Source organism: Desulfomicrobium aestuarii, from assembly GCF_055385525.1.
Genome location: NZ_AP042427.1, coordinates 893928 through 914547 on the forward strand (window position 1 = coordinate 893928; position 20620 = coordinate 914547).

The 20620-nt window shown below is 64.2% G+C and carries 19 protein-coding genes; 16 read left to right on the forward strand and 3 right to left on the reverse strand.

From position 1 onward, the window contains the following. Window positions 1–2 precede the first annotated feature (2 nt). The 7 genes from nifK to ACZ5AC_RS04150 all read left to right on the forward strand — a co-directional run bounded on the left by nifK (window position 3) and on the right by ACZ5AC_RS04150 (window position 8093). Complete coding sequence (nifK, locus tag ACZ5AC_RS04120) at window positions 3–1379, forward strand: nitrogenase molybdenum-iron protein subunit beta (RefSeq protein WP_464249687.1); 1377 nt, start codon at window positions 3–5, stop codon at window positions 1377–1379. Window positions 1380–1425: 46 nt separating this feature from the next. Next, the gene (locus ACZ5AC_RS04125; RefSeq protein ID WP_464249688.1) at window positions 1426–1767 is read left to right on the forward strand and encodes a NifB/NifX family molybdenum-iron cluster-binding protein; all 342 of its coding nucleotides are present in this window, start codon (window positions 1426–1428) and stop codon (window positions 1765–1767) included. 25 nt (window positions 1768–1792) lie between these two features. Next, a complete protein-coding gene (locus ACZ5AC_RS04130; protein WP_464249689.1) occupies window positions 1793–2095 on the forward strand; it encodes a (2Fe-2S) ferredoxin domain-containing protein in 303 nt (100 codons plus the stop codon). Between the two features lie 120 nt (window positions 2096–2215). Next, complete coding sequence (gene nifE / locus ACZ5AC_RS04135; protein WP_464249690.1) at window positions 2216–3604, forward strand: nitrogenase iron-molybdenum cofactor biosynthesis protein NifE; 1389 nt, start codon at window positions 2216–2218, stop codon at window positions 3602–3604. Then, window positions 3597–4949 (forward strand): nitrogenase component 1, encoded by a 1353-nt coding sequence (locus tag ACZ5AC_RS04140; protein WP_464249691.1) that lies wholly within the window; start codon window positions 3597–3599, stop codon window positions 4947–4949. Before nifE ends, ACZ5AC_RS04140 begins: the two co-directional genes overlap by 8 nt. A 223-nt stretch (window positions 4950–5172) precedes the next feature. Continuing rightward, window positions 5173–6429, forward strand: coding sequence for a nitrogenase cofactor biosynthesis protein NifB (nifB, locus tag ACZ5AC_RS04145; protein ID WP_464249692.1), 1257 nt, complete (start codon window positions 5173–5175; stop codon window positions 6427–6429). A 395-nt stretch (window positions 6430–6824) separates the two neighbouring features. Beyond that, window positions 6825–8093, forward strand: coding sequence for a D-alanyl-D-alanine carboxypeptidase family protein (locus ACZ5AC_RS04150; protein WP_464249693.1), 1269 nt, complete (start codon window positions 6825–6827; stop codon window positions 8091–8093). A gap of 175 nt (window positions 8094–8268) precedes the next feature. On the opposite strand, the gene ACZ5AC_RS04155 is transcribed toward ACZ5AC_RS04150, so the two are convergent. From ACZ5AC_RS04155 to ACZ5AC_RS04165, 3 genes are all read right to left on the reverse strand, one after another. Then, window positions 8269–8616: a PilZ domain-containing protein gene (locus tag ACZ5AC_RS04155; RefSeq protein ID WP_464249694.1), complete on the reverse strand. Its 348-nt coding sequence runs from the start codon at window positions 8614–8616 to the stop codon at window positions 8269–8271. Window positions 8617–8718: 102 nt separating this feature from the next. Further along, on the reverse strand, window positions 8719–9054 hold the full coding sequence (locus ACZ5AC_RS04160) for a PilZ domain-containing protein (RefSeq protein ID WP_464249695.1): 336 nt from the start codon (window positions 9052–9054) through the stop codon (window positions 8719–8721). A 306-nt stretch (window positions 9055–9360) separates the two neighbouring features. Further along, window positions 9361–10764, reverse strand: a complete 1404-nt coding sequence (locus ACZ5AC_RS04165; RefSeq protein ID WP_464249696.1) for an SLC13 family permease — start codon at window positions 10762–10764, stop codon at window positions 9361–9363. A 225-nt stretch (window positions 10765–10989) separates the two neighbouring features. Here ACZ5AC_RS04165 and ACZ5AC_RS04170 point away from each other — a divergent pair, with 225 nt between their 5' ends. The 9 genes from ACZ5AC_RS04170 (at window position 10990) to ACZ5AC_RS04210 (ending at window position 20612) form a co-directional block, all read left to right on the forward strand. Next, window positions 10990–11694 carry a Crp/Fnr family transcriptional regulator gene (locus tag ACZ5AC_RS04170; RefSeq protein WP_464249697.1) on the forward strand — a complete coding sequence of 235 codons (705 nt, stop codon included), beginning with the start codon at window positions 10990–10992 and terminating at the stop codon, window positions 11692–11694. 403 nt (window positions 11695–12097) lie between these two features. Then, the gene (locus tag ACZ5AC_RS04175) at window positions 12098–13546 is read left to right on the forward strand and encodes an aryl-sulfate sulfotransferase (RefSeq protein WP_464249698.1); all 1449 of its coding nucleotides are present in this window, start codon (window positions 12098–12100) and stop codon (window positions 13544–13546) included. 54 nt (window positions 13547–13600) lie between these two features. Continuing rightward, a complete protein-coding gene (locus ACZ5AC_RS04180) occupies window positions 13601–14422 on the forward strand; it encodes a thioredoxin domain-containing protein (protein ID WP_464249699.1) in 822 nt (273 codons plus the stop codon). 25 nt (window positions 14423–14447) lie between these two features. Next, window positions 14448–14834 (forward strand): glycine cleavage system protein GcvH, encoded by a 387-nt coding sequence (gene gcvH, locus ACZ5AC_RS04185; RefSeq protein ID WP_464249700.1) that lies wholly within the window; start codon window positions 14448–14450, stop codon window positions 14832–14834. Between the two features lie 123 nt (window positions 14835–14957). Next, window positions 14958–16370 carry a dihydrolipoyl dehydrogenase gene (gene lpdA / locus ACZ5AC_RS04190; RefSeq protein ID WP_464249701.1) on the forward strand — a complete coding sequence of 471 codons (1413 nt, stop codon included), beginning with the start codon at window positions 14958–14960 and terminating at the stop codon, window positions 16368–16370. A gap of 341 nt (window positions 16371–16711) precedes the next feature. Further along, a complete protein-coding gene (locus tag ACZ5AC_RS04195; protein WP_464249702.1) occupies window positions 16712–17272 on the forward strand; it encodes a 4Fe-4S dicluster domain-containing protein in 561 nt (186 codons plus the stop codon). Further along, window positions 17265–18149, forward strand: coding sequence for a CoB--CoM heterodisulfide reductase iron-sulfur subunit B family protein (locus tag ACZ5AC_RS04200; RefSeq protein WP_464249703.1), 885 nt, complete (start codon window positions 17265–17267; stop codon window positions 18147–18149). The genes ACZ5AC_RS04195 and ACZ5AC_RS04200 overlap by 8 nt, the downstream gene beginning before the upstream one ends. A gap of 10 nt (window positions 18150–18159) precedes the next feature. Next, a complete protein-coding gene (locus ACZ5AC_RS04205; protein ID WP_464249704.1) occupies window positions 18160–20142 on the forward strand; it encodes a 4Fe-4S binding protein in 1983 nt (660 codons plus the stop codon). Further along, the gene (locus tag ACZ5AC_RS04210; RefSeq protein WP_028577380.1) at window positions 20109–20612 is read left to right on the forward strand and encodes a hydrogenase iron-sulfur subunit; all 504 of its coding nucleotides are present in this window, start codon (window positions 20109–20111) and stop codon (window positions 20610–20612) included. Before ACZ5AC_RS04205 ends, ACZ5AC_RS04210 begins: the two co-directional genes overlap by 34 nt. Window positions 20613–20620: the final 8 nt, after the last annotated feature.

Here is a 20620-nt window from a genome sequence, read left to right on the forward strand (position 1 = left end):
TCATGCTACTTCGACACACTCCCACCGAAATAAAGGACCGCAGCGCCTTGACCATCAACCCGGCCAAGACCTGCCAGCCCATCGGGGCCATGTACGCGGCCCTGGGCATCCACGGCTGCCTGCCGCACTCCCACGGCTCCCAGGGCTGCTGCGCCTACCACCGCAGCGCCCTGACCCGGCACTACAAGGAGCCCGTCTCGGCGGCCACCAGCTCCTTCACCGAGGGCGCGTCGGTCTTCGGCGGCGGCGCCAACCTGCAGACCGCCATCGAGAACATCTTCACGGTCTACGAGCCCGACGTCATCGCCGTGCACACCACCTGCCTGTCCGAGACCATCGGCGACGACCTGCCGCAGATGACCGACAAGGCCATCAAGGCCGGCAAGGTCCCGGCCGGCAAGCACGTCATCTACGCCAACACCCCGAGCTACGTCGGCTCCCACGTCACGGGCTTCTCCAACATGGTCAAGGGCATGGCCAAGGGCTTCGCCGTTGCCACGGGCAAGAAGAACGGCCGCGTGAACATCATCCCCGGCTGGGTCGAGCCCTCGGACATGGAAGAGGTCAAGCGCCTGGCCGCACTCATGGGCCTCGACATCATCCTCTTCCCCGACACCTCCGGCGTCCTGAACGGCGCGCTGACGGGCGAGTACAAGATGTTCCCCAAAGGCGGCACACCCATCGCCGACCTCGTGGCCGCGGGCGACGCCATCGGCACCCTGGCCCTGGGCGAGTGGTGCTCGGCCGACGCGGCGCGCTGGCTCGACACCCAGTGCAAGGTGCCGTGCACCGTCCTGGACATGCCCTTCGGCCTCAAGGCCACGGACCGTTTCATCGACACCCTGCGCAAGGTCGGCGGCGTGAGCGTGCCCGAGTCGGTCGCCTTCGAGCGCGGCCAGCTCGTGGACCTCATCTCCGACATGCACCAGTACTTCTACGGCAGGAAGGTGGCCCTGGTCGGCGACCCCGACCAGGTCATCGCCCTGACCGAATTCCTGGTCTCCATCGACATGTTGCCCATGCACATCGTCACCGGCACGCCGGGGTCCAAGTTCGAGAAGCGCATCGACGAGATCACGGCCGAGGCCGGCTACAAGGCCAACGTCAAGGCCGGCGGGGACATGTTCCTGCTGCACCAGTGGATCAAGAACGAGCCCGTGGATCTCATCATCGGCAACACCTACTGCAAGTACATCGCCCGCGACGAGGACATCCCGTTCCTGCGCTTCGGCTTCCCCATCCTCGACCGCGTCGGCCACCAGTACTTCCCGACGGTCGGGTACAAGGGCGGGCTGCACATGCTGACCAGGATTCTCGACCTGATCCTGACCCGCACGGACCGCGACGAAACCGAAGAGAAGTTTGAACTCGTCTACTGATTGCCAGGCGGCGGGGTTTTTCCCGCCGCCACCCAAGGAGCCGATCATGACATTTACGCCCCCCCAGAGAACCCGGCCCCTCGTGGCCGTCGCGAGCAGCACCGGGACGACCGTGGACACCCACCTCGGACATGCCCGGGAATTCCGGATCTACGGCAGCGACGAAGGGGTGGTCGGCCTGATCGGCACACGGCCCGCTCCCCAGCCCGGTTCCGGCGACGCCCGCTGGGAGGGCGTGGCCGAGATCCTTTCGGACTGCTCGTACCTGCTGGTGGCCGGGGTGGGGCGCAAGCCGCTCGAAATCCTGGCCGAGCGGGGGCTGACGGTCATCGAGGCCGAAGGCTACGTGCAGAGCCTCGTGCGGCAGCTTTACGGCGGCATAGAATAAACATTTCAATATAGTGGAGAGAGAGATGGCCATTCCTGAGAGACAGATCCTGGTGTGTCAGAGTTTCAGGGTCGGCGGCGACCCCAAGGGCGTCTGCTTCAAGCAGACCGACGGTTTCCTGCAGTATCTGGAGGAGGAGATCCTGGCCCGGGGCCTCGATATCCTGGTCACGGCCACGGGCTGCATGAAGTTGTGCGAGAAGGGCCCGGTCATGGTCGTCCAGCCGGACAACTGGTGGTTCGGCGGCGTGAACAGCGAGGAGGCCATCGACGCCATCCTGGACGGCATCGAGGCCGGTGAGCCCTGCGCCGAGTATGCCCTGGCCTAGGTCCGGAACACAATTTTCGTCCCCCGGTCCCGCCCGGGCGCACCTCCCTCATTACCGGGGCGGGTCCGGGGGTACGGAAGCGAGAGCGCGGCCAGCAGGAGCCGCACCAAGGAGCACACCATGAGCCAGACCATACTCGACGAAAGAAAAAGCCAGGTTCACCGCATCGGCGAAGAGCCCTTCGCCATGGCCTGCAACCGCCCGAGCCTGGCCGGCGCGGTCAGCCAGCGCGCCTGCGTGTTCTGCGGCTCGCGGGTGGTGCTCTACCCCATAGCCGACGCCCTGCACCTCGTGCACGGCCCCATCGGCTGCGCCACCTACACCTGGGACATCCGCGGCGCCATCTCCTCGGGCCCGCAGCTGCACCGCCTGAGCTTCTCCACGGACCTGCAGGAGATGGACGTCATCTTCGGCGGCGAGAAGAAGCTTGAAGCGTCCCTTCGCGAGCTCATCAGCCTGCACAACCCCAAGGCGGCCTTCGTCTACTCGACCTGCATCGTCGGCCTCATCGGCGACGACATGGAGGCCGTCTGCCGCCGCGTCGCGGCCGATACGGGCATCCCGGTCCTGCCGGTCATGAGCGAGGGCTTCAAGGGCAACAAGCGCGAGGGCTACACCGCGGCCTGCAAAGCCATGTTCCGGCTGGTCGGCACGGGCGACGCCACGGGCATCTCGCCCATGAGCGTGAACATCCTGGGCGACTTCAACCTGGCGGGCGAGACATGGATCGTGCGCGAATATTTCCGCAAGATGGGCGTGGAGGTCGTGGCCAACATCACGGGCGACGGCCGCGTGGACGACATCCGGCGCTGCCACGGCGCGGCGCTGAATCTCGTGCAGTGCTCCGGGGCGACCATGGAGCTCGCCAAGATGATGCAGGCGGAATACGGCACGCCCTTTCAGCGGGTATCCTACCTTGGCGTGGAGGATATGGCCGACTCGCTGTACAAGGTGGCCGACTTTTTCGCGGACAAGGACCCGTCCATCAAGGCCAAAACCGTGGAACTCGTCCGCACGGAGCTTTCGGAACTCATGCCGAAGCTGGCGGAGCTCAGGCAGGACCTGGAAGGCAAGAAGGTGGCCATGTACGTCGGCGGGTCCTTCAAGGCCTTTTCGCTGATCAAGGCCTTCCGGCACCTGGGGATGCGGGTCGTGGTCGTCGGCTCCCAGACTGGGACCGAGGAGGACTACAAGGAGCTGGCCGCCATCTCCGACCCCGGGACCATCATCGTCGATGACGCCAACCCCCTGGAACTGGCCCAGTTCATCAAGGAGAAGGACGTCGACGTCTTCGTCGGCGGCGTCAAGGAGCGCCCCATCGCCTACAAGCTGGGCGTGGGCTTCTGCGATCACAACCACGAGCGCAAGATCGCCCTGGAAGGGTTCGTCGGCATGTACAATTTCGCCAGGGAGATCCACTCCTCGGTCATGAGCCCGGTCTGGAGGTTCATGCCCCGGCGTTCCCCCGCCCGCGCGGCCTGCGCCGCCAAGGAGGCCGTCAATGGCTGAGAACTACGTATCCACCACCAACGCCTGCAAGATGTGCACGCCCATGGGCGCGGCCCTGGTCTTCAAGGGCATCGAGAACGCCGTCCCCTTCCTGCACGGCTCCCAGGGCTGCGCGACCTACATGCGCCGCTACATCATCAGCCACTACCGCGAACCCGTGGACATCGCCTCCTCGGCCCTGGGCGAGAAGAGCGCCGTCTACGGCGGCGGGCCGAACCTGAAGAAGGGCATCCTGAACGTCATGCGCAAGTACGACGTGTCCCTGGTCGGCGTGGCCACGACCTGTCTGACCGAGACCATCGGCGACGACGTGGGGCGCTACCTGAACGAGTTTCGCGAGGAATTTTCCGACCTGTCCCTGCCCGAGCTGGTCCACGTGTCCACCCCGAGCTACTCGGGCACGCACATGGAGGGCTGGCACGCGGCCGTGCGTTCCCTGGCCGACCAGGTGGTCAAGGAGAAGGGCAGGGCCCACGGCGGGGTGAACCTGCTGCCCGGCTTCCTCTCGCCGGCCGACTACCGCTTCCTCAAAGCCCTGGGCGAGCGGGCGGGCGTGCGCTTCACCATGCTGCCCGACCTTTCCGAGACCATGGATGGCGTGATCTGGGACGACTACCATTCCCTGCCCGACGGCGGCACCCCCGTGGCCGAGATCCGGGCCATGGGCGGCGCGGCCGGGACGGTCGAGTTCGGCATGTCGGGCGGGCTGTTCGAGTCCGCCGCCGGGGTGCTGGAGCGCAAGTTCGGCGTGCCGGCGCGGCGGACTGCCATGCCCATCGGCCTGAGGGCCACGGACCAGTTCATGGACGTCCTGGCCGAATTCGCCTCCTGCGACATGCCGGCCAAGGACGCCTTCGACCGCGGGCGTCTGCTGGACGCCATGGTCGACGGGCACAAGTACATCTTCGGGAAACGGGCGGTGGTCTACGGCGAGGAGGATTTCGTCGTGGCCCTGTGCTCCTTCCTGGGCGAGATCGGCGTGCAGCCGGTCCTGGTGGCCACGGGCGCCAAGAGCGACCGCTTCGCCCCGGCCGTGACCGCGGCCCTGGCCGAGGTCTGCCAGACCATGCCGGTCATCCGCGACGACGCGGACTTCAAGGACATCGAGGACGAGGCCGCCGAGCTGAACCCCGACCTGCTGGTCGGGCACAGCAAGGGCTACAAGCTGGCCAGGGCGAAAAACATCCCGCTCATCCGCGTGGGTTTTCCCATCCACGACCGCTTCGGTGGCCAGCGCATCCTGCACGTCGGTTACGAGGGGGCCTTGTCCCTCTATGACAGGCTGGTCAACGCCGTCCTGGAGAAGAGCCAGGACGAATGCCCGGTTGGGTATGGGTATTTGTAGGCACGATATTTCTCAGGCGTTCGGTGTGAACGAAAAGGCATGGATTCCCGCCTGCGCGGGAATGACGTCCGGGCGGGGCGCGGCGTGTGCGCACCGGACGGGGATGCGTCGGGTTAAGAATCTCGGCATGCCGCGCTGAAAACGTGTCATTCCCGCGCAGGCGGGAATCCATCTTCGGGTTTCACATGCGTCTCAGACGCACCAACATACAAGGGAGGACGCCATGTCCGAAGCCAAAGACAGATCCAAGCATCCCTGTTTCAATAAGAGTTCCTCCGGTTCCTGCGGCCGCGTGCACCTGCCAGTGGCGCCGGGCTGCAACATCCAGTGCAATTACTGCAACCGCAAGTACGACTGCGTGAACGAGTCACGCCCCGGCGTGACCAGCGCCGTGCTGCCGCCGGACAGGGCCGTCGAGTACCTGGACGAGGTGCTGGAGAAGGAGCCGCGCATCACCGTGGTCGGCATCGCCGGGCCCGGCGACCCCATGGCCGAGGCCGAAAAGACCATCGCCACCATCGAGCGCATCAATGCCAAATACCCCGACATGCTCTACTGCCTGTCCTCCAACGGCCTGGCCCTGCCCGAGCATGTGGACCGCCTGGTCGAGCTTGGCGTGACCCACGTCACCGTGACCATGAACGCCGTGGACCCCGAGATCGGGGCGAAGATCTATTCCTGGGTCAGGGTCGGCAAAGTCGTGTATCGGGGTCTGGACGGCGCCAGGATGCTCCTGGAACGGCAGCTCGAATCGATCCGACTGCTCAAGTCCAGGGGCGTGACCGTCAAGGTCAACAGCATCGTCATCCCCGGCGTCAACGACCATCATCTGGCCGAGGTGGCCCGTGTGGCGGCGGAACTCGGCGCCGATATCCAGAACCTCATTCCCCTGCACCCCACGGCCGACACGCCTTTCGCGGGCATGGAAGAGCCGTCCAAGGAGCTGATCCACGAACTGCGGGCCAAAAACGGCGAGACGATCCTGCAGATGACCCATTGCCGCCGCTGCCGGGCCGACGCCGTGGGCCTGTTGTGCTCGGACCGGTCGAGTGAGCTCATCCCGACCCTGAACGCCCTGGCCTGCGGCTCCAAAAAGACGGTCAGGCCCTATGTGGCCGTGGCTTCCCGCGAAGGCATGCTCGTCAACATGCACCTGGGCGAGGCGCCGTCCTTCCAGATCTGGGCGCCGCAGGGCAAGGGCGCGCGCATGTTCGAGGAGCGAACGGCCCCGGAAGTCGGCTGCGGGCCGGACCGCTGGCGCAAACTGGCGGAAATTCTGCATGACTGTTCGCTGGTGCTGGTCGAGGCGGCGGGCAAGCAGCCCAAGCAGGTGTTGGGCGAAGAGGGGATTTCCGTGCTGGAATGTTCCGGTCTCATCACCGACATCGTATCCGAGCATTTCCAGGGAGGTGACATCACCCGCTACAGGACCCGCAGCCACAAGGCGGGGTGTGCGGGAATGGGAGTGGGGTGCGGGTGATCCGTGCGGACGGTCGTGACGACTTGAAACGGCGGCCGGGATATCCGCCGCCGCTTCAGCTTCATGAACCAGGACGGCCGCAACGATTTTCCAGGTGGGCGCCCCGGTTTTTTCATCCGGGGGAGACACATCGCCGGGCCCTTGTCCTACAGGATGCGTTTTGAAGGTCAGCGATGTCTGACCACTTCGATTCATTCGCAATACGGTTGTTTTTTCAGCGTTTCCAATTGAAATGCATGAGGAAATGATGTAAGACGCGATTGTCTGAAGGAAGGGCGGCTTCTTCCGACGTTCTGTAGAAAAGATGTAGTAATTTGAATTTACAGGATAAAGTCTGGTTTTTCGGGCCGCATTCTTCCTTGACCTGTGTCTGCTTCAACCGTATGGCAAGGCCCATGAAGAAAAGAGCTTTTCTGACCTGTCTGTGTTTTCTTCTTCTCCTCGTCTCCGCCGGACAGGCTGGACCCATCGAGGTCGCCTCCGCGCCTTCCGGGTCACATGTCTACAGGGCTTCCATCGGACCCCGTCCCAAGGCCAAGCCCGTTGCTGCGGCCGCTGCGGCTGAACCGGCCAAGGCCCAGGCGAAGACTCCGGAAACGGAGGCCCCTGTTTCCGCTCCGGCTAATGTTGCGGCTATCGCCCCGATTTCCGCTCCTGCTGCCGCCCCGGCGCCTGCCGAAGTGAAGTCTGCGCCTGCAAAGCCTGGTAAGAAATCAGTTGCTTCATCCCGGGCCAAGGCTGTCAAAACGGCCGCCATCGCGCCCGCCGCTGCGCCTGCGGCCGAAGTCAAGAAGGCTGTCGAGGCGCCAAAGGCCGAGCCTGCGGTCAAGGCCGCGCCCAAGGGGGAGCCGCCTGCGTCGGCCAAGGACCTGTTCCTCAACGTCAAGTCGGCCATTCTCATCAACATGACCACGGGCCAGGTCTACTACGAACACAACGCCGACAAGTCCATCCAGCCCGCCTCCATCACCAAGCTCCTGACGCTCTATCTGGTTCGCGAAGCCATTGCCCAGGGACGGATCTCGGCCTCCACACCCATTCCCGTCAGCGCCCAGGCGGTCAAGACCGGCGGCTCGCGCATGCGCCTCAAGCGCGGGGAGAAGGTTCCCCTGAGCGAACTCATCAAGGGAATCAGCGTGGTCTCGGCCAACAACGCCTGCGTGGCCGTGGCCGAGTACATGGGCGGCGGAGACCCGTCGAAGTTCGTGGCCCAGATGAACGACAAGGCCAGGAAGATCGGCATGACCAGCAGTCGCTTCAGGAACCCCAGCGGCCTGCCCGACAGGGCGCAGCTCTCCACGGCCAGGGACATCGCCAAGCTGTCCATGAACTATCTGCGCACGTTCCCCGAATCGCTGCAGATTCACTCCATGACCACCCACACCTTCCACGGTTCGACCCACCGCAACGCCAATTCGCTCCTGAAGACGTACAAGGGGGCGGACGGGCTGAAGACCGGCTTCGTCTGCGAGGCGGGGTACAACATCACCGCCACGGCCAAACGCGGCAACACGCGCCTCCTGGCCGTCGTGCTCGGGGCTCAGAATTCGGCCGTGCGCCAGCGGGAGACCGCCAAGCTGCTCGATTTCGGGTTCAAGAGGGTGGAACGTGAGAACGGCCTCGGCAACCGGGCGTCAGGTCCGTCCAAAAAGCCCAAGGCCTGATCTGCGCGACGGGGATTGAGCCCCGAAAGAAGAGAAGGGATTTTGGCGACAAAATCCCTTTTTTTATGGTTCGCCGGACAAGGGGTGTTCCTGGGAAAAATCGTCCCGGGCCTGCCGGCCATGAAACGGGTTCCGGACTTCTGGAGCAGATGAGCGGGCCCGGCAGTTCCGACGATCAGAACCTCTGCGAGGCGGCCTGCTTGAGGGGCAGGAGGTCGTCAAACTCGACGCCGACGTAGAAAAGACCCATCAGGGAGACCGTGTCGAGCTGACCCCAGCGCACCGTGCCGTGCACCTCGTCGAGGCCCCCGAAGCGGTCCGCTTCGGATTCCGCACCGGTGGCGATGATGACTCTGGCGCCGGTGGGGAAATCATAGTCGGCTTCGATGAGCACCCCGCCTCGCCCGATGTTGATGATGCGGGCCGAAATGAACATGTCGGCTTCCTTCTCGGGGATGACGCGGCATGGGAGCAGGCATCCGTACCGTTCCCATTTTCTGTTCCGGGGCGTCTCGTCTGGCATTGCTGTGTTCCTGGGATTGTGAATGCACGGGTGATGAACAATCAGTATCTCCCTGTATCCATAGAAGACCAGAGGATACAAGACAAGTAGAATAGGGCTGGGTTATTGCTCCGTAAGCAAAATTCTTGTCGGCAGCTCCGCCTCCAGGGCGATGCCAATATGGTAAAGGGAGCGCCCGGCTTTCGCGGCGGCCTGGCTCCAGCGAACGGTACCGCGCATCGTCTCGGCGAACTCGAACAGGAGGGAGTCGTTGCCGTCCTCCAGGGTTATGGAGACGCGCTCGTTGGCGATGAAGCTCTGCTCCGCGGCGAGCATGAGCCCGCCCGGGCTCAGGTTGACGATGCTGGCCCTGGCCGGGTTCGGGATGCCGTGTGAATAGCTGATGGTGCAGGGCACCTCGACGGGCTGTCGCTCCCAACGGCGGTTGTTGCCGGTCATGTTTTCTCCTCAGGCGCTGGAGTTTTGGCGATCGGGAGCCGGTCCGAAAGCCCTGTACGATGCGGCCGGCCGGGCCAGAAGGGCTGCGGAAAAAGCGCGGCACGAACGTCTTCGTATCCCAAATATGTACGTATTCGAGCCGTTATTCAAGGTAATCTTTATCCGCAAGGTTGCCGACCCTTGTCCCTATGAGGGGATCAAGCGCTTGGGCGTGGTCAGCCAGGCAGTTCGAAGAGCGTGCAGGATTGGGGGAACCTGCCCGGGCGCCATGGTTCAGGGCCCGGGCAGGGGATGGGGCGTGTGCGGCTAGAGAACGAATTTCCAGAACGGGATGGCGATGAAAGCGACGAACAAGCCCGCAAGGATCATGCGCACGGCCATGACTTTGATGAAGTCCGTGAAAAGGATGTAGCCCGTGCTGAAGAAATACAGGGGCACCGCGTACTCGTAAGGGAAGATGATATTGTCCAGCCCGTAGGCGAAGGAGTAGTAGAGCATGCGGGGATCCATCCCCAACTTCAGGCCGAGTTCGGCCAGGGGCGAGGTCATGGTCGTGATGGCGGCCAGAGGGGTGAGCAGGAAATTGACCGCCACGCCGAAGACGTAGGCCATGGAACTGGCAGAGGAACTGCTCATGTCGTGAAAATACGGCAGCAGCATGTTGGCGACCCATTCGGTGACCTTGAGGGCTCCGCCGGCGCTGCCGATGGTCATGCAGCCCATGATGAAGAACAGCGGGGCAAAATTTATTTTCCCGAACTTGGCGCCGTTCAGAAGGTTGATGCCCGGCAGAAAGGCCGCAAAAGTGATCAGGATGAGCACCAAGCCCGCCGCCACGCCGTGCAGTTTGTCCGTGGCCAGCAGGACCAGGGTCAGGAGCATGAGAAGGGAGGCGGTCTTCTGTTCCCGCGTGACGGGGCCCATTTCCTTGAGTTTGGCTTCAAGGACAGGTTGCAGGGTTTTGCGGTCCACCTTGGACGGCAGCAGGAAGGTGACCAGCAACAGGGACATGATGGTGTACAGCGTGCCGGGCAGGAAGTTGTGGTAGGCGTATTCCATCCATGTGGTCTTGGTGCTCGTGACCTTTTCCACCAGGCCCATGCCCAGAACCGTGTCGGCGCCGCCGGTCAGGTAGCAGATCTTCGTGGACATGACGGCCAGGCAGGCGGCCAGCATGACCGCCGTGGCCTCACGGCTCTTCTCCTTGAAATCGAGGGCTTCGCACAGGCTGATGGCGATGGCGCAGAAAATGGCCGCCTTGCCCGTGACGGCGGGGACCAGGGGGGCGACGATGAAGACCGCCAGGGTCAGCCCCCACAGGGCGCCTACAAAGCTGCCGCCCATTGCCCGCACGCAGGTCAGGCCGATGCGTTTGCCCAGGCCCGTGTCCTGCAGAATCTTGCCTAGGGCGAAACCGCCGATGACGATGATGGGCACTTCCGACAGCCACGGCGTGTACACGACCTGCTGCTTGACTCCGCAGAAGACGATGTACAGCACGGGCAGGGCCAGGCCCACGGCGATTTCGTTGATTATGTCCGTGGCCCATACCGTGACCGCCCAGGCGGTGATGGCCAGGAACATGGCCATGGGTTTGGTCACGGTGGTGCCGTCCACGGGCATGGACAGAAAAACGACGAGCGGAACGACGAGGCTCAAGGCCCATTTGACCAGGGTACCTTTTTCGAACATAGACTGTGTTGCGGCCATGGGATTTCTCCTTTGGAAAAATTAGGTATGCGGAGAATACGGCGGCTGCGGCACCCGTGCTGTAACAAACGCCACAATTTTCATGGTTGAGGTCGAATATTGTCATTTTTTTCACGATAACGCATGCGCCGGCGTCCCCGCGTTCCGGCCCCGGAATCAGGGCGCGGCGGAGAATTTTGCCGTGAAAAGCCGAAATCCCGTATTTGCACGTCCAAGGAGCGGCCGATGACAGCGGAGAAAATCGATGTCGGGCTCAAGGAACTGGAGTTTTCCCGCATTCCTTCCGTGGCGGAATGCTGGCGCAGGGTTCTGTCCCAGGGTCGGCGGATGAAGTTTGCCAAAGGAACCCACATCTCCTCCTATGGGGCGGACGCCGGTACCCTATATTATCTGGAGCGGGGAGAGATCTGGCTGACCCGCTCGACCATGGACGGTCGGGAAAAGATCATCTGGGCCATCGGCCCCGACTCCCTGTTCGGCGAAACACCGTTTTTCGACGAACTTCCGGCCCGAAGCGCCATGGTGGCGGCCGTGGACTGCACGGTTTACGCCTTTGCCCGGCAGTGCGTCCTGTCGCAGATTCTGCCCGCTCATCCCGATCTCATGCTGGCCCTGTTCAAGTCCCTCGCCCTGAAGGTCCGGGTGCTGAGCAATCAGGCCGTCAGCCTGAGCCTCGACGACCTGCCGTCCCGCATCTGCAAGTACCTGCATCTGCGTCAGAAGGACGATATCTCGGAAAAGGCCCCCCTGGTGGTCTCTCCCGGCCTCAACCAGCAGGACCTTGCCAACCTCCTGGGCGTCCACCGGGTCACGCTGAACAAATCCCTCCGCGAACTGGAGAAGTCCGGCGTCCTTGGCCCGTATTCCCGCGACGAGGTCTACATTCTGGACAGGAAACGGTTCAATGAGTTGGTACGCCAAAACGAGTAGAGCGCGTGAGGATCGGTCTCCCCGTTTCCCGTCTTTCCGCCAGTCCGTATCATTAGATCGCTGACAGCGTCCAACGATGCCCCCTTTCGCGCCTGCGACGGGGAGGCGAAATCCCGCCGCCCCCTTCTTCGCCCCCTGTTCCGCGTCCGTCGTGGAACACGAACCCGAGTCCTCCGGTTTTTGTGCCCCAAGGGCTGCGAAAAAAGAGCCCAATGCGAGGCATCACCTCAAAACATAAGGGTTTTTCGAATGTGAGAAAAAGAACTCTTTTTTTGCCGGAGTGTAATGAACGCAACAGAAGGCCGATTCGTATCGTGAGAGAAAGCTTCTCACGACAGGATCAACACAGGCTTCCGCCGGAGCGTCCCGGCCAGTCCTACACTCAACGAAAAAGGAGTACATCATGGGTCACCCAACCATCTATCCCACCGGCGTCACGGTTTACGATCCCGAAAAGTGCTGGAACGGTCTCACCATTTTTCAGGCCCAGGAAGTGGGCGCCGTGCTCATGGACATGAACGGCCGCGAGCACAACGTCTGGAAGGGCGTGCTCGGCATGCCCAACAAGATTTTCCCCGGCGGCTACCTCATGTCCAGCCGAGGCCGCCGCGACGGCAAGTTCAGCGTCCAGGACGGCGTCGACGTGGTCCAGATCGACTGGGAAGGCAAGGTCGTCTGGAAATTCGACCAGAACGAGTTCATCGAGGACCCGGGCTATGAAGGCCGCTGGATGGCGCGCTACCATCACGATTTCCAGCGCGAGGGCAACCCTGTCGGCTACTACGCCCCTGGCATGGAGCCCAAGACCGACTCGGGCAACACCCTGGTCCTGGCCCACCGCAACGCCCGCAATTCGGACATTTCCGACAAGCTGCTCCTGGACGACCTGATCCTTGAAGTGAACTGGGAAGGCGAGATCGTCTGGGAATGGAACTGCCACGAGCATTTCGAGGAGTTCGGCTTCCGCGAGGGTCCCAAGAACACCCTGGCCCGCAACCCCAACTACCGCCCGACCAAGCCCGAGGGCATGGGCGACTGGATGCACATCAACTCCATGTCCGTCCTCGGCCCCAACAAGTGGTACGACGCGGGCGATCAGCGCTTCCACCCGGACAACATCATCGTCGACGGCCGCGAAGCCAACATCACCTTCATCATCGACAAGAAGAGCGGCAAGGTCGTCTGGAAGCTGGGCCCCGACTACGACTCCACGCCCGAGCTCAAGGCCATCGGCTGGATCATCGGCCAGCACCACTGCCACATGATCCCGGCCGGGCTGCCCGGCGCCGGCAACATCCTCATCTTCGACAACGGCGGGTGGGGCGGCTACGACGTGCCAAACCCCGGCGCCCCCACGGGCGTGAAGGCCGCCCTGCGCGACTACTCCCGGGTGCTCGAGATCGACCCAGTGGCCATGAAGATCGTCTGGCAGTACACGCCCAGCGAAGCCGGCTTCCTCTTCCCCATGGACAGCAACCGCTTCTACAGCCCCTTCATCAGCGGCATGCAGCGCCTGCCCAACGGCAACACCCTGATCACCGAGGGCTCCGACGGCCGCGTCTTCGAGGTCACGGCGGACCACAAGATCGTGTGGGAATTCATTTCTCCCTACAAGGGCAAGCACGTCCCCATGAACATGACGTACCGCGCCTACCGCGTGCCCTACGAGTGGGTTCCGCAGGTCAAGAAGCCCGTGGAGACGGCCATAAGGCCCCTGGACGTGTTCTCCTTCCGCGTTCCCGGCGCGGCGGCCCTGGGCGACCGCGCCAAGGAAGTGACCGTCGACGGCTGCGTGCCCTACGGCGGCAGCAACGCCCTGTGCGTGGCTTCCATTGAAGACGACGACAAATAACCCGGCAGCGGGGGAGGGGTCGACCTCTCCCGCGCCTCTTTCGGAGAAACGACCATGAGCATCACCCTTTACACCGCCCCCGACTGCCTGCGCTGCAAGATCGTCAAGGAGTTCCTGGCCGAACGCGGACAGGAGTACACGGCCTTCGACTTCAAGGCCGACAAGGACATCTTCAACGCCTACTACCGCGCCAACCGTTCCGCCATCTACCGTAACCCCGAGGGCGTGGAATTTCCCATTTTCGACGACGGCACGGTCATCAGGCAGGGCACGGGCGAGATCCTGGCCTACCTGCTGTCCGGCCGCGTCCTGGAAGCCTGCGTGACGCGCAGCGAATTGCTGCACGGCTGGATTTCCGGCCTCAACGTCTCGGCCTGCCCCGCAGGGCAGGAGGACAACTTCGTCACCTTGGTGCGCCTGCTGGCCAAGGGCGGCCTGACCGTGGAACTGCATGCCGACGGCCGACGCGCCGACCTCCTGAAACGCGTGCTGGACGAAGGGCACGTCAGCCGCATGGTCCTCGACGTGGTCGGCCCGGCCGGCCTGTACCCGGCCGTGGCCGGAGGCGAGCTGGCCCTCGATGACCTGAAGCAGAGCATCGCCCTGACTCGGGGGCACAAGGAACACCTGATCCGCCTTGTCGTGTCCGCCTATGCGGGAGAGGGCGGCGCCCTGGCCCGCGTCACGCCGGCCGAGGCCGCCGAGGCCGCGAAGATGGTCTTCGAGGCCTGCGGCGACCGCATGCTGCCCGTGTTCATCGAGGCGCAGCAGGTTCAGGGGCTGGAGAAGCTCGAGGACCAGGCGCTGCTGCCGTACCGCTCCAAGGTGCGCGCGACCCTGGTCAAGGCCGAGATCCGCAAGCCCGAGGCGCATTGATCTTTCCACCCAAGGAGGAACCGACATGTCCGCACTGAACTATCCCGACGACCGCCGCTACCACGCCGAACATCTCTGGGCCAAGGAGGCCGGCGACGGCTCCTTCGTCATCGGCATCACCGATTTCGCCCAGGACCAGTTGGGTGAGGTCATCTTCATCGACCTGCCCGAAGCGGGCGCGCATTTCACCCAGGGCGTGTCCTGCGCCGAGATCGAGTCGGCCAAGGTCGTGTCCCCGGCCATCATCCCCCTCTCAGGGACCGTGGTGGAAGTGAACACGGCCCTGAGCGACACGCCCGAACTGGTCAACTCCGATCCTTATGGAGCAGGCTGGCTGGTGCGCATCACGGCCGACGACCCGGCCGAAGCGTCCATCACGGCGGCGCAGTACGCGCAGCTCGTCTCGGCCTGATTCTTTCTATCACCCTCCCGGTTTCCGCGTCGGCCGCGGTTCTGTCCGGCCGGCGCGGAAACTCTCCCATGACGGGAACAGGCCCGGCCATCCGGGCGCATCGCATACGCAAAGGAGGTTGCCATGTCGCAACGCATCACCATCATCGGCGGCGGCCCGGGCGGCTACACCGCCGCATTTTCCGCGGCCAAGGCCGGGGCGCAGGTCACCCTTGTCGAAGCGGCCCACATGGGCGGGACCTGCCTGAACTGGGGCTGCATCCCGACCAAGACCCTCAAGGCCTCGGTCGAGGCCCTGGAGACGGCCCACCGCCTGGCCGAGTTCGGCATCGCGGGGGGCGGCGAGGCCCGGCCCGACATGCCGGCCATCGTGGCCCGCAAGAACAAGGTTTCGGAGATTCTGCGCGGCGGTCTGGAGAAGACCTGTGCCAAGCTCAAGGTCACGCTGCTGCGCGGCCGGGGCGAGGTCGCGAGCGCGGGCCTGGTGCGCGTGCACGGCGCGGACGGCGCGGTGCGGGAGGTGGCGGGGGACAAGGTCATCATCGCCACGGGATCGAGCACCCTCAACCTGCCGACCCTGCCCGTGGACCACACGCACATCATCACCAGCGACGACGCGTTGGAACTCAAGACCATCCCAAACCGGATGCTGGTGGTCGGCGGCGGCGTCATCGGCTGCGAGCTGGCCTTCATCTTCCAGGCCCTGGGCTCCAAGGTCACGGTGGTGGAAGGCCTGGACCGCATCCTGCCCGTCCCGTCCATCGACGCGGACCTGAGCAAGCTCATCCAGCGCGAGATGAAGAAGCGCGGCATCGGCTGCGAGCTGGCCCGCACGGCGTCCAAGGCGGAAGTGACGGCCACCGGCGTGCAGGTGACCCTCGGACCCTCCCCCTTCGTCAAGGATCTTCCCGCGTCCGCGCAGAAGGAGAGCGTGCTGGAGGCCGACGTGGTCCTGGTGGCCGTGGGGCGCGTGCCCAACACCGCGGGTCTGGGCCTGGCCGGGGCCGGGGTGGAGACGGACCAGCGCGGCTGGATCAAGGCCGACGCGCGGCTTGAAACGTCCGTGCCCGGCATCTACGCCGTGGGCGACGTGCTGGGCCCGGCGCGCATCATGCTGGCCCACGTGGCGGCGGTGGAGGGCATGGTGGCGGTGAGAAACTGCCTGGGAGCGTCAGAGCCCATGGACTACTCCACGGTCCCGGCGGCGGTCTTCACTTCGCCCGAAGTGGCCACGGTGGGCCTGACCGAGGCCCAGGCCCGCGACAAGGGTTTCAACGTGGCCTGCCCCCAGAGCAACTTCCGCGAACTGGGCAAGGCCCAGGCCATGGGCGAACTGGCGGGCGTGTTCAAGCTCGTCGTCGACGCCGACAGCGGCAGGCTGCTTGGCGCGCACCTGGCCGGAGCGCACGTCTCGGACATCATCGCCGAGCCGACCCTGGCCCTGCAGCTCGGCGCCACGGCCAAGGATCTTGCCAAGACCATCCATGCCCATCCCACCCTGGCGGAAGGAATCTTCGAGACGGCGCACCTGCTGTAGATTTCATCCAACGCCATCATTTCAGGGGCGTGTCCAGGCCGGCACGCCCCCTGAAATGGATTCCATCTTGAAAACGGCCCGTCCCGCCAGCCGAAGCGGGTTGCCGGAACAGGGCCGGGGCTGGACAAGCGCCTGTTCCGGGGACTATGGCATTGAATCTGCTTAAAAGATATCCCAAGTCCCGAAAACTGGGGAGTTATGGGGAAACTGTGTATCACTTTGGGTCATCCGCCCGTGTCGGCGGTGTGTCAAAAAGGTGCATCCGGTACACGGCCTTCCCGGGACGGGTTTCCTCTCAACCGGACGGCTCGCCGTTCCTTACCGCAAAGTTGGGTATGCCTATGCAAATCTTTAATCTCGCTGATGCCGACCAGGGCTTCATTGACGAGGTCGAAGCCCGCAGCCACCAGAACGTCAAGAACTGCTACCAGTGCGGCAACTGTACGGCCGGATGCCCGTACACCTTCGCCTACGACTACTCGGTCAGCCAGATCATGCGTCTGGTCCAGACCGGGCAGAAGGATGCTGTCCTGAAGTGCCGTTCCATCTGGCTGTGCGGCTCGTGCCAGTCCTGCACCACGCGTTGTCCGAACAAGATCGACGTGGCGCGCGTCATGGACGTCTGCCGACACATGGCCCGCGAAGAGGGTTACGCCACTGAGCGAGCCGTGAAGATTTTCGCCGACTCGTTCCTGGATTCCGTGGAGCGTCACGGCCGGGCCTACGAGCTGGGCCTCATGGCCTCGTACATGACCCGCTCGGGCCGCGTCTTCACCGACGTCGATCTCGCCCCGCAGGTGCTCATGCGCGGCAAGCTGCCGTTCAAGCCGCACCCGATCCAGGGCCGCGAGCAGGTGGCGCGCATTTTCGAGCGGTTCCGCAAAGGAGGCAAAAATGCTTAAAGTCGCGTATTATCCGGGGTGCTCCGGGCAGGGAACGTCCCTGGAATACGACACGTCCACCCGCGCCGTCTGCAAGGCCCTGGACGTGGAGCTGATGGACATCCCGGACTGGAGCTGCTGCGGTTCCTCGCCGGCCCACACCGTCAACCACGTCCTCTCCGCGGCCCTGTCGGCCCGCAACCTGGCCCAGGTCGAGACCATGGGCATGACCAAGGCCGCAACCCCCTGTCCCAGCTGCCTGACCAACCTGCGCACCGCGTCCCACAAGATGGACGACCCGGAGTTCAAGGACAAGGTCAACGCCCTGCTGGACGTGCCGTGCAGGAATTCCGTGGATACCCAGTCAGTGCTGCAGGTCCTGGCCGAGAACGTCGACCCGGAGCTCATCAAAGGCAAGGTCGTCAAACCCCTCACGGGCATCAAGATCGCCTGCTACTACGGCTGCATCATGAACCGTCCGCCCGAGGTCATGCGCTTCGACCACCACGAGAACCCCATGGCCATGGACAACCTCATGGCGCTTTTGGGAGCCGAGGTGGTGCCGTTCCCCCTGAAGGTCGAGTGCTGCGGGGCCTCCTACGGCATTCCCCGCGGGGACATCGTGGCCACGCTGTCGGGCAAGCTTCTGGACGCCTCCCGTGACGTCGGCGCCGACGCCATCGTGACCGCCTGCCCGCTGTGCCAGATGAACCTGGACCTGCGGCAGGGGCAGATCAACGACGCCCTGCGCGAGAATTTCCGGATCCCGGTTTTCTACTACACCCAGCTCCTCGGCTACGCCCTGGGGATCGACCGCGCCGAGCTCGGCTTCGAGAAGCTCTGCGTGGATCCGAGGCTCGCCCTGGGCAGGATCAAACAACCGCAGCAGGCCATGTAGGGAGGGCGCGATGCGAATTGGTGTTTTCATCTGCCATTGCGGCAGCAACATAGCCGGCACCGTGGACTGTCCCTCCGTGGCGGCCACTGCCCTGACGTACCCCGACGTGGTCTTCTCCACGGACACGATGTACGCCTGCTCCGAACCGGGCCAGGACGCCATCATCCAGGCGGTCAAGGACAAGAACCTCGACGGCGTGGTGGTGGCCTCCTGCACCCCGCGCATGCACGAGCAGACCTTCCGCCGCGCCGTGGAGCGCGCAGGCCTGAACCGCTACATGTTCGAGATGGCCAACATCCGCGAGCACGTCTCCTGGATCGGCAAGACCAAGGACCTGAACACCGGCAAGGCCGCCGAACTGGTGCGCATGGCCGTGGAAAAGCTGCGTCGCAACCGGCCCCTCATGGCCAAGCGCTTCGAGACGGTCAAACGCGTGCTCGTCATCGGCGGCGGCGTGGCCGGCATCCAGGCGGCCCTGGACTGCGCCGACGGCGGCCAGGAAGTCATCCTGGTCGAGCGCGATCAGAGCATCGGCGGCAAGATGGCCAAGCTGGACAAGACCTTCCCGACGGTCGACTGCTCGTCCTGCGTACTCGGCCCCAAGATGGTCGACATTGCCCAGCACCCCAACATCACCCTTTACACCTGCTCCGAGGTCGAGAGCGTGGGCGGCTACGTGGGCAACTTCCAGGTCACCGTCCGCAGGAAGTCCACCTACGTCGACTGGACCAAATGCACCGGCTGCGGCCTGTGCGTCGAGAAGTGCCCCAGCCGCAAGCACCCGGACCCCTTCAACGAGAATCTCTGCAACGCCCCGTCCATCAACATCCCGTTCCCCCAGGCCATCCCCAAGAAAGCGGCCATCAACGCGGCCTCCTGCCTCATGCTGACCAAGGGCAAGTGCGGGCTGTGCGCCAAGGTCTGCCCGGTCAAGTGCATCGACTTCGAGCAGAAGGACGAACTGGTCAACGTCGACGTGGGCGCCATTGTCGTGGCCACCGGCTACGACCTCTTCGACTGGCACAAGTACCCGCAGTACGGCGAGGGCCGCTACAAGGACGTCATCACGTCCCTGCAGTACGAGCGCCTTCTTTCGGCATCGGGCCCCACGGGTGGGCACATCAAGCGCCCCTCGGACGGCAAGGAGCCCAAGAACGTGGTCTTCATCCAGTGCGTGGGTTCGCGCGACAAGTCCGTGGACCGTCCGTACTGCTCGGGCTTCTGCTGCATGTACACGGCCAAGCAGGCCATCCTGACCAAGGACCACATCCCGGACTCCCAGTCCTACGTCTTCTACATGGACATCCGCTCCCCCGGTAAGCTGTACGACGAGTTCGTGCGCCGGGCCATGGAGGAGTACGGGGCGCAGTACGTGCGCGGCCGAGTGGCCATGATCTATCCCAAGGGCGACAAGCTCGTCGTGCGCGGCGCCGACACCCTGGCCGGCACGCAGGTCGAGGTCCCGGCCGACCTGGTGGTCCTGGCCGTGGGCGCCGAGTCCGCCAAGGGCGCGGTGCAGCTGGGCGAAAAGCTGCGCGTGGCCCCGGACCAGTACGGCTTCTTCGTCGAGAGCCATCCCAAGCTGAAGCCCGTCGAGACCAATACGGCCGGCGTGTTCCTGGCCGGCGCCTGCCAGGGCCCCAAGGACATCCCGGCTTCGGTCGGACAGGGCAGCGCCGCCGCGTCCAAGGTCCTGGGTCTGTTGTCCAAGGCCATGCTGGAGTCCGACCCGGCGGTCTCGCGCGTCAACCCGGCCCGCTGCGTGGGCTGCGGCAAGTGCATCCAGACCTGCCCCTTCGGCGCCATCAAGGAAATCCAGGACCGCTTCGGCAACCCCAAGGCCGAGGTCATCGACACGGTCTGCCAGGGCTGCGGCATCTGCACCGTGACCTGCCCGCAGGGCGCCATCCAGCTTGAACACTTCACAGACAACCAGATCCTCGCGGAGGTGAATGCCTTATGCCCGCCCAAGATGTTCGCGAACTTCGAATAGTAGGCTTCCTGTGTAACTGGTGCTCCTACGGCGGCGCGGACACGGCGGGAGTGGGGCGGTTCACGCAGCCCACGGACCTGCGCATCATCCGCGTCCCCTGTTCGGGCCGCATCGACCCGCTCTTCATCGTCCGCGCCCTCATGAACGGGGCCGACGGCGTGCTGGTCTCGGGCTGCCATCCCCGCGACTGCCATTACGCCGAGGGCAACTTCTACGCCCGGCGCAGACTGGAGATGCTCAAGCGCTTCCTGCCCATCACGGGCATCGACGAACGCCGCTTCGAGTACACCTGGGTCTCGGCTTCGGAAGGGCAGCGCTGGCAGCACGTGGTCACGGAGTTCACCCGCCGCATCCACGAACTCGGCCCCGCGCCGAGCTTCAACCCGAAAAGCGACGTGGACTGGAACGCTCTGGCCGTGAAGGCCAGCCAGGGGCAGGGATGTCCCTGTCACGGTTCGATTCAAGCATAGGAGGACAC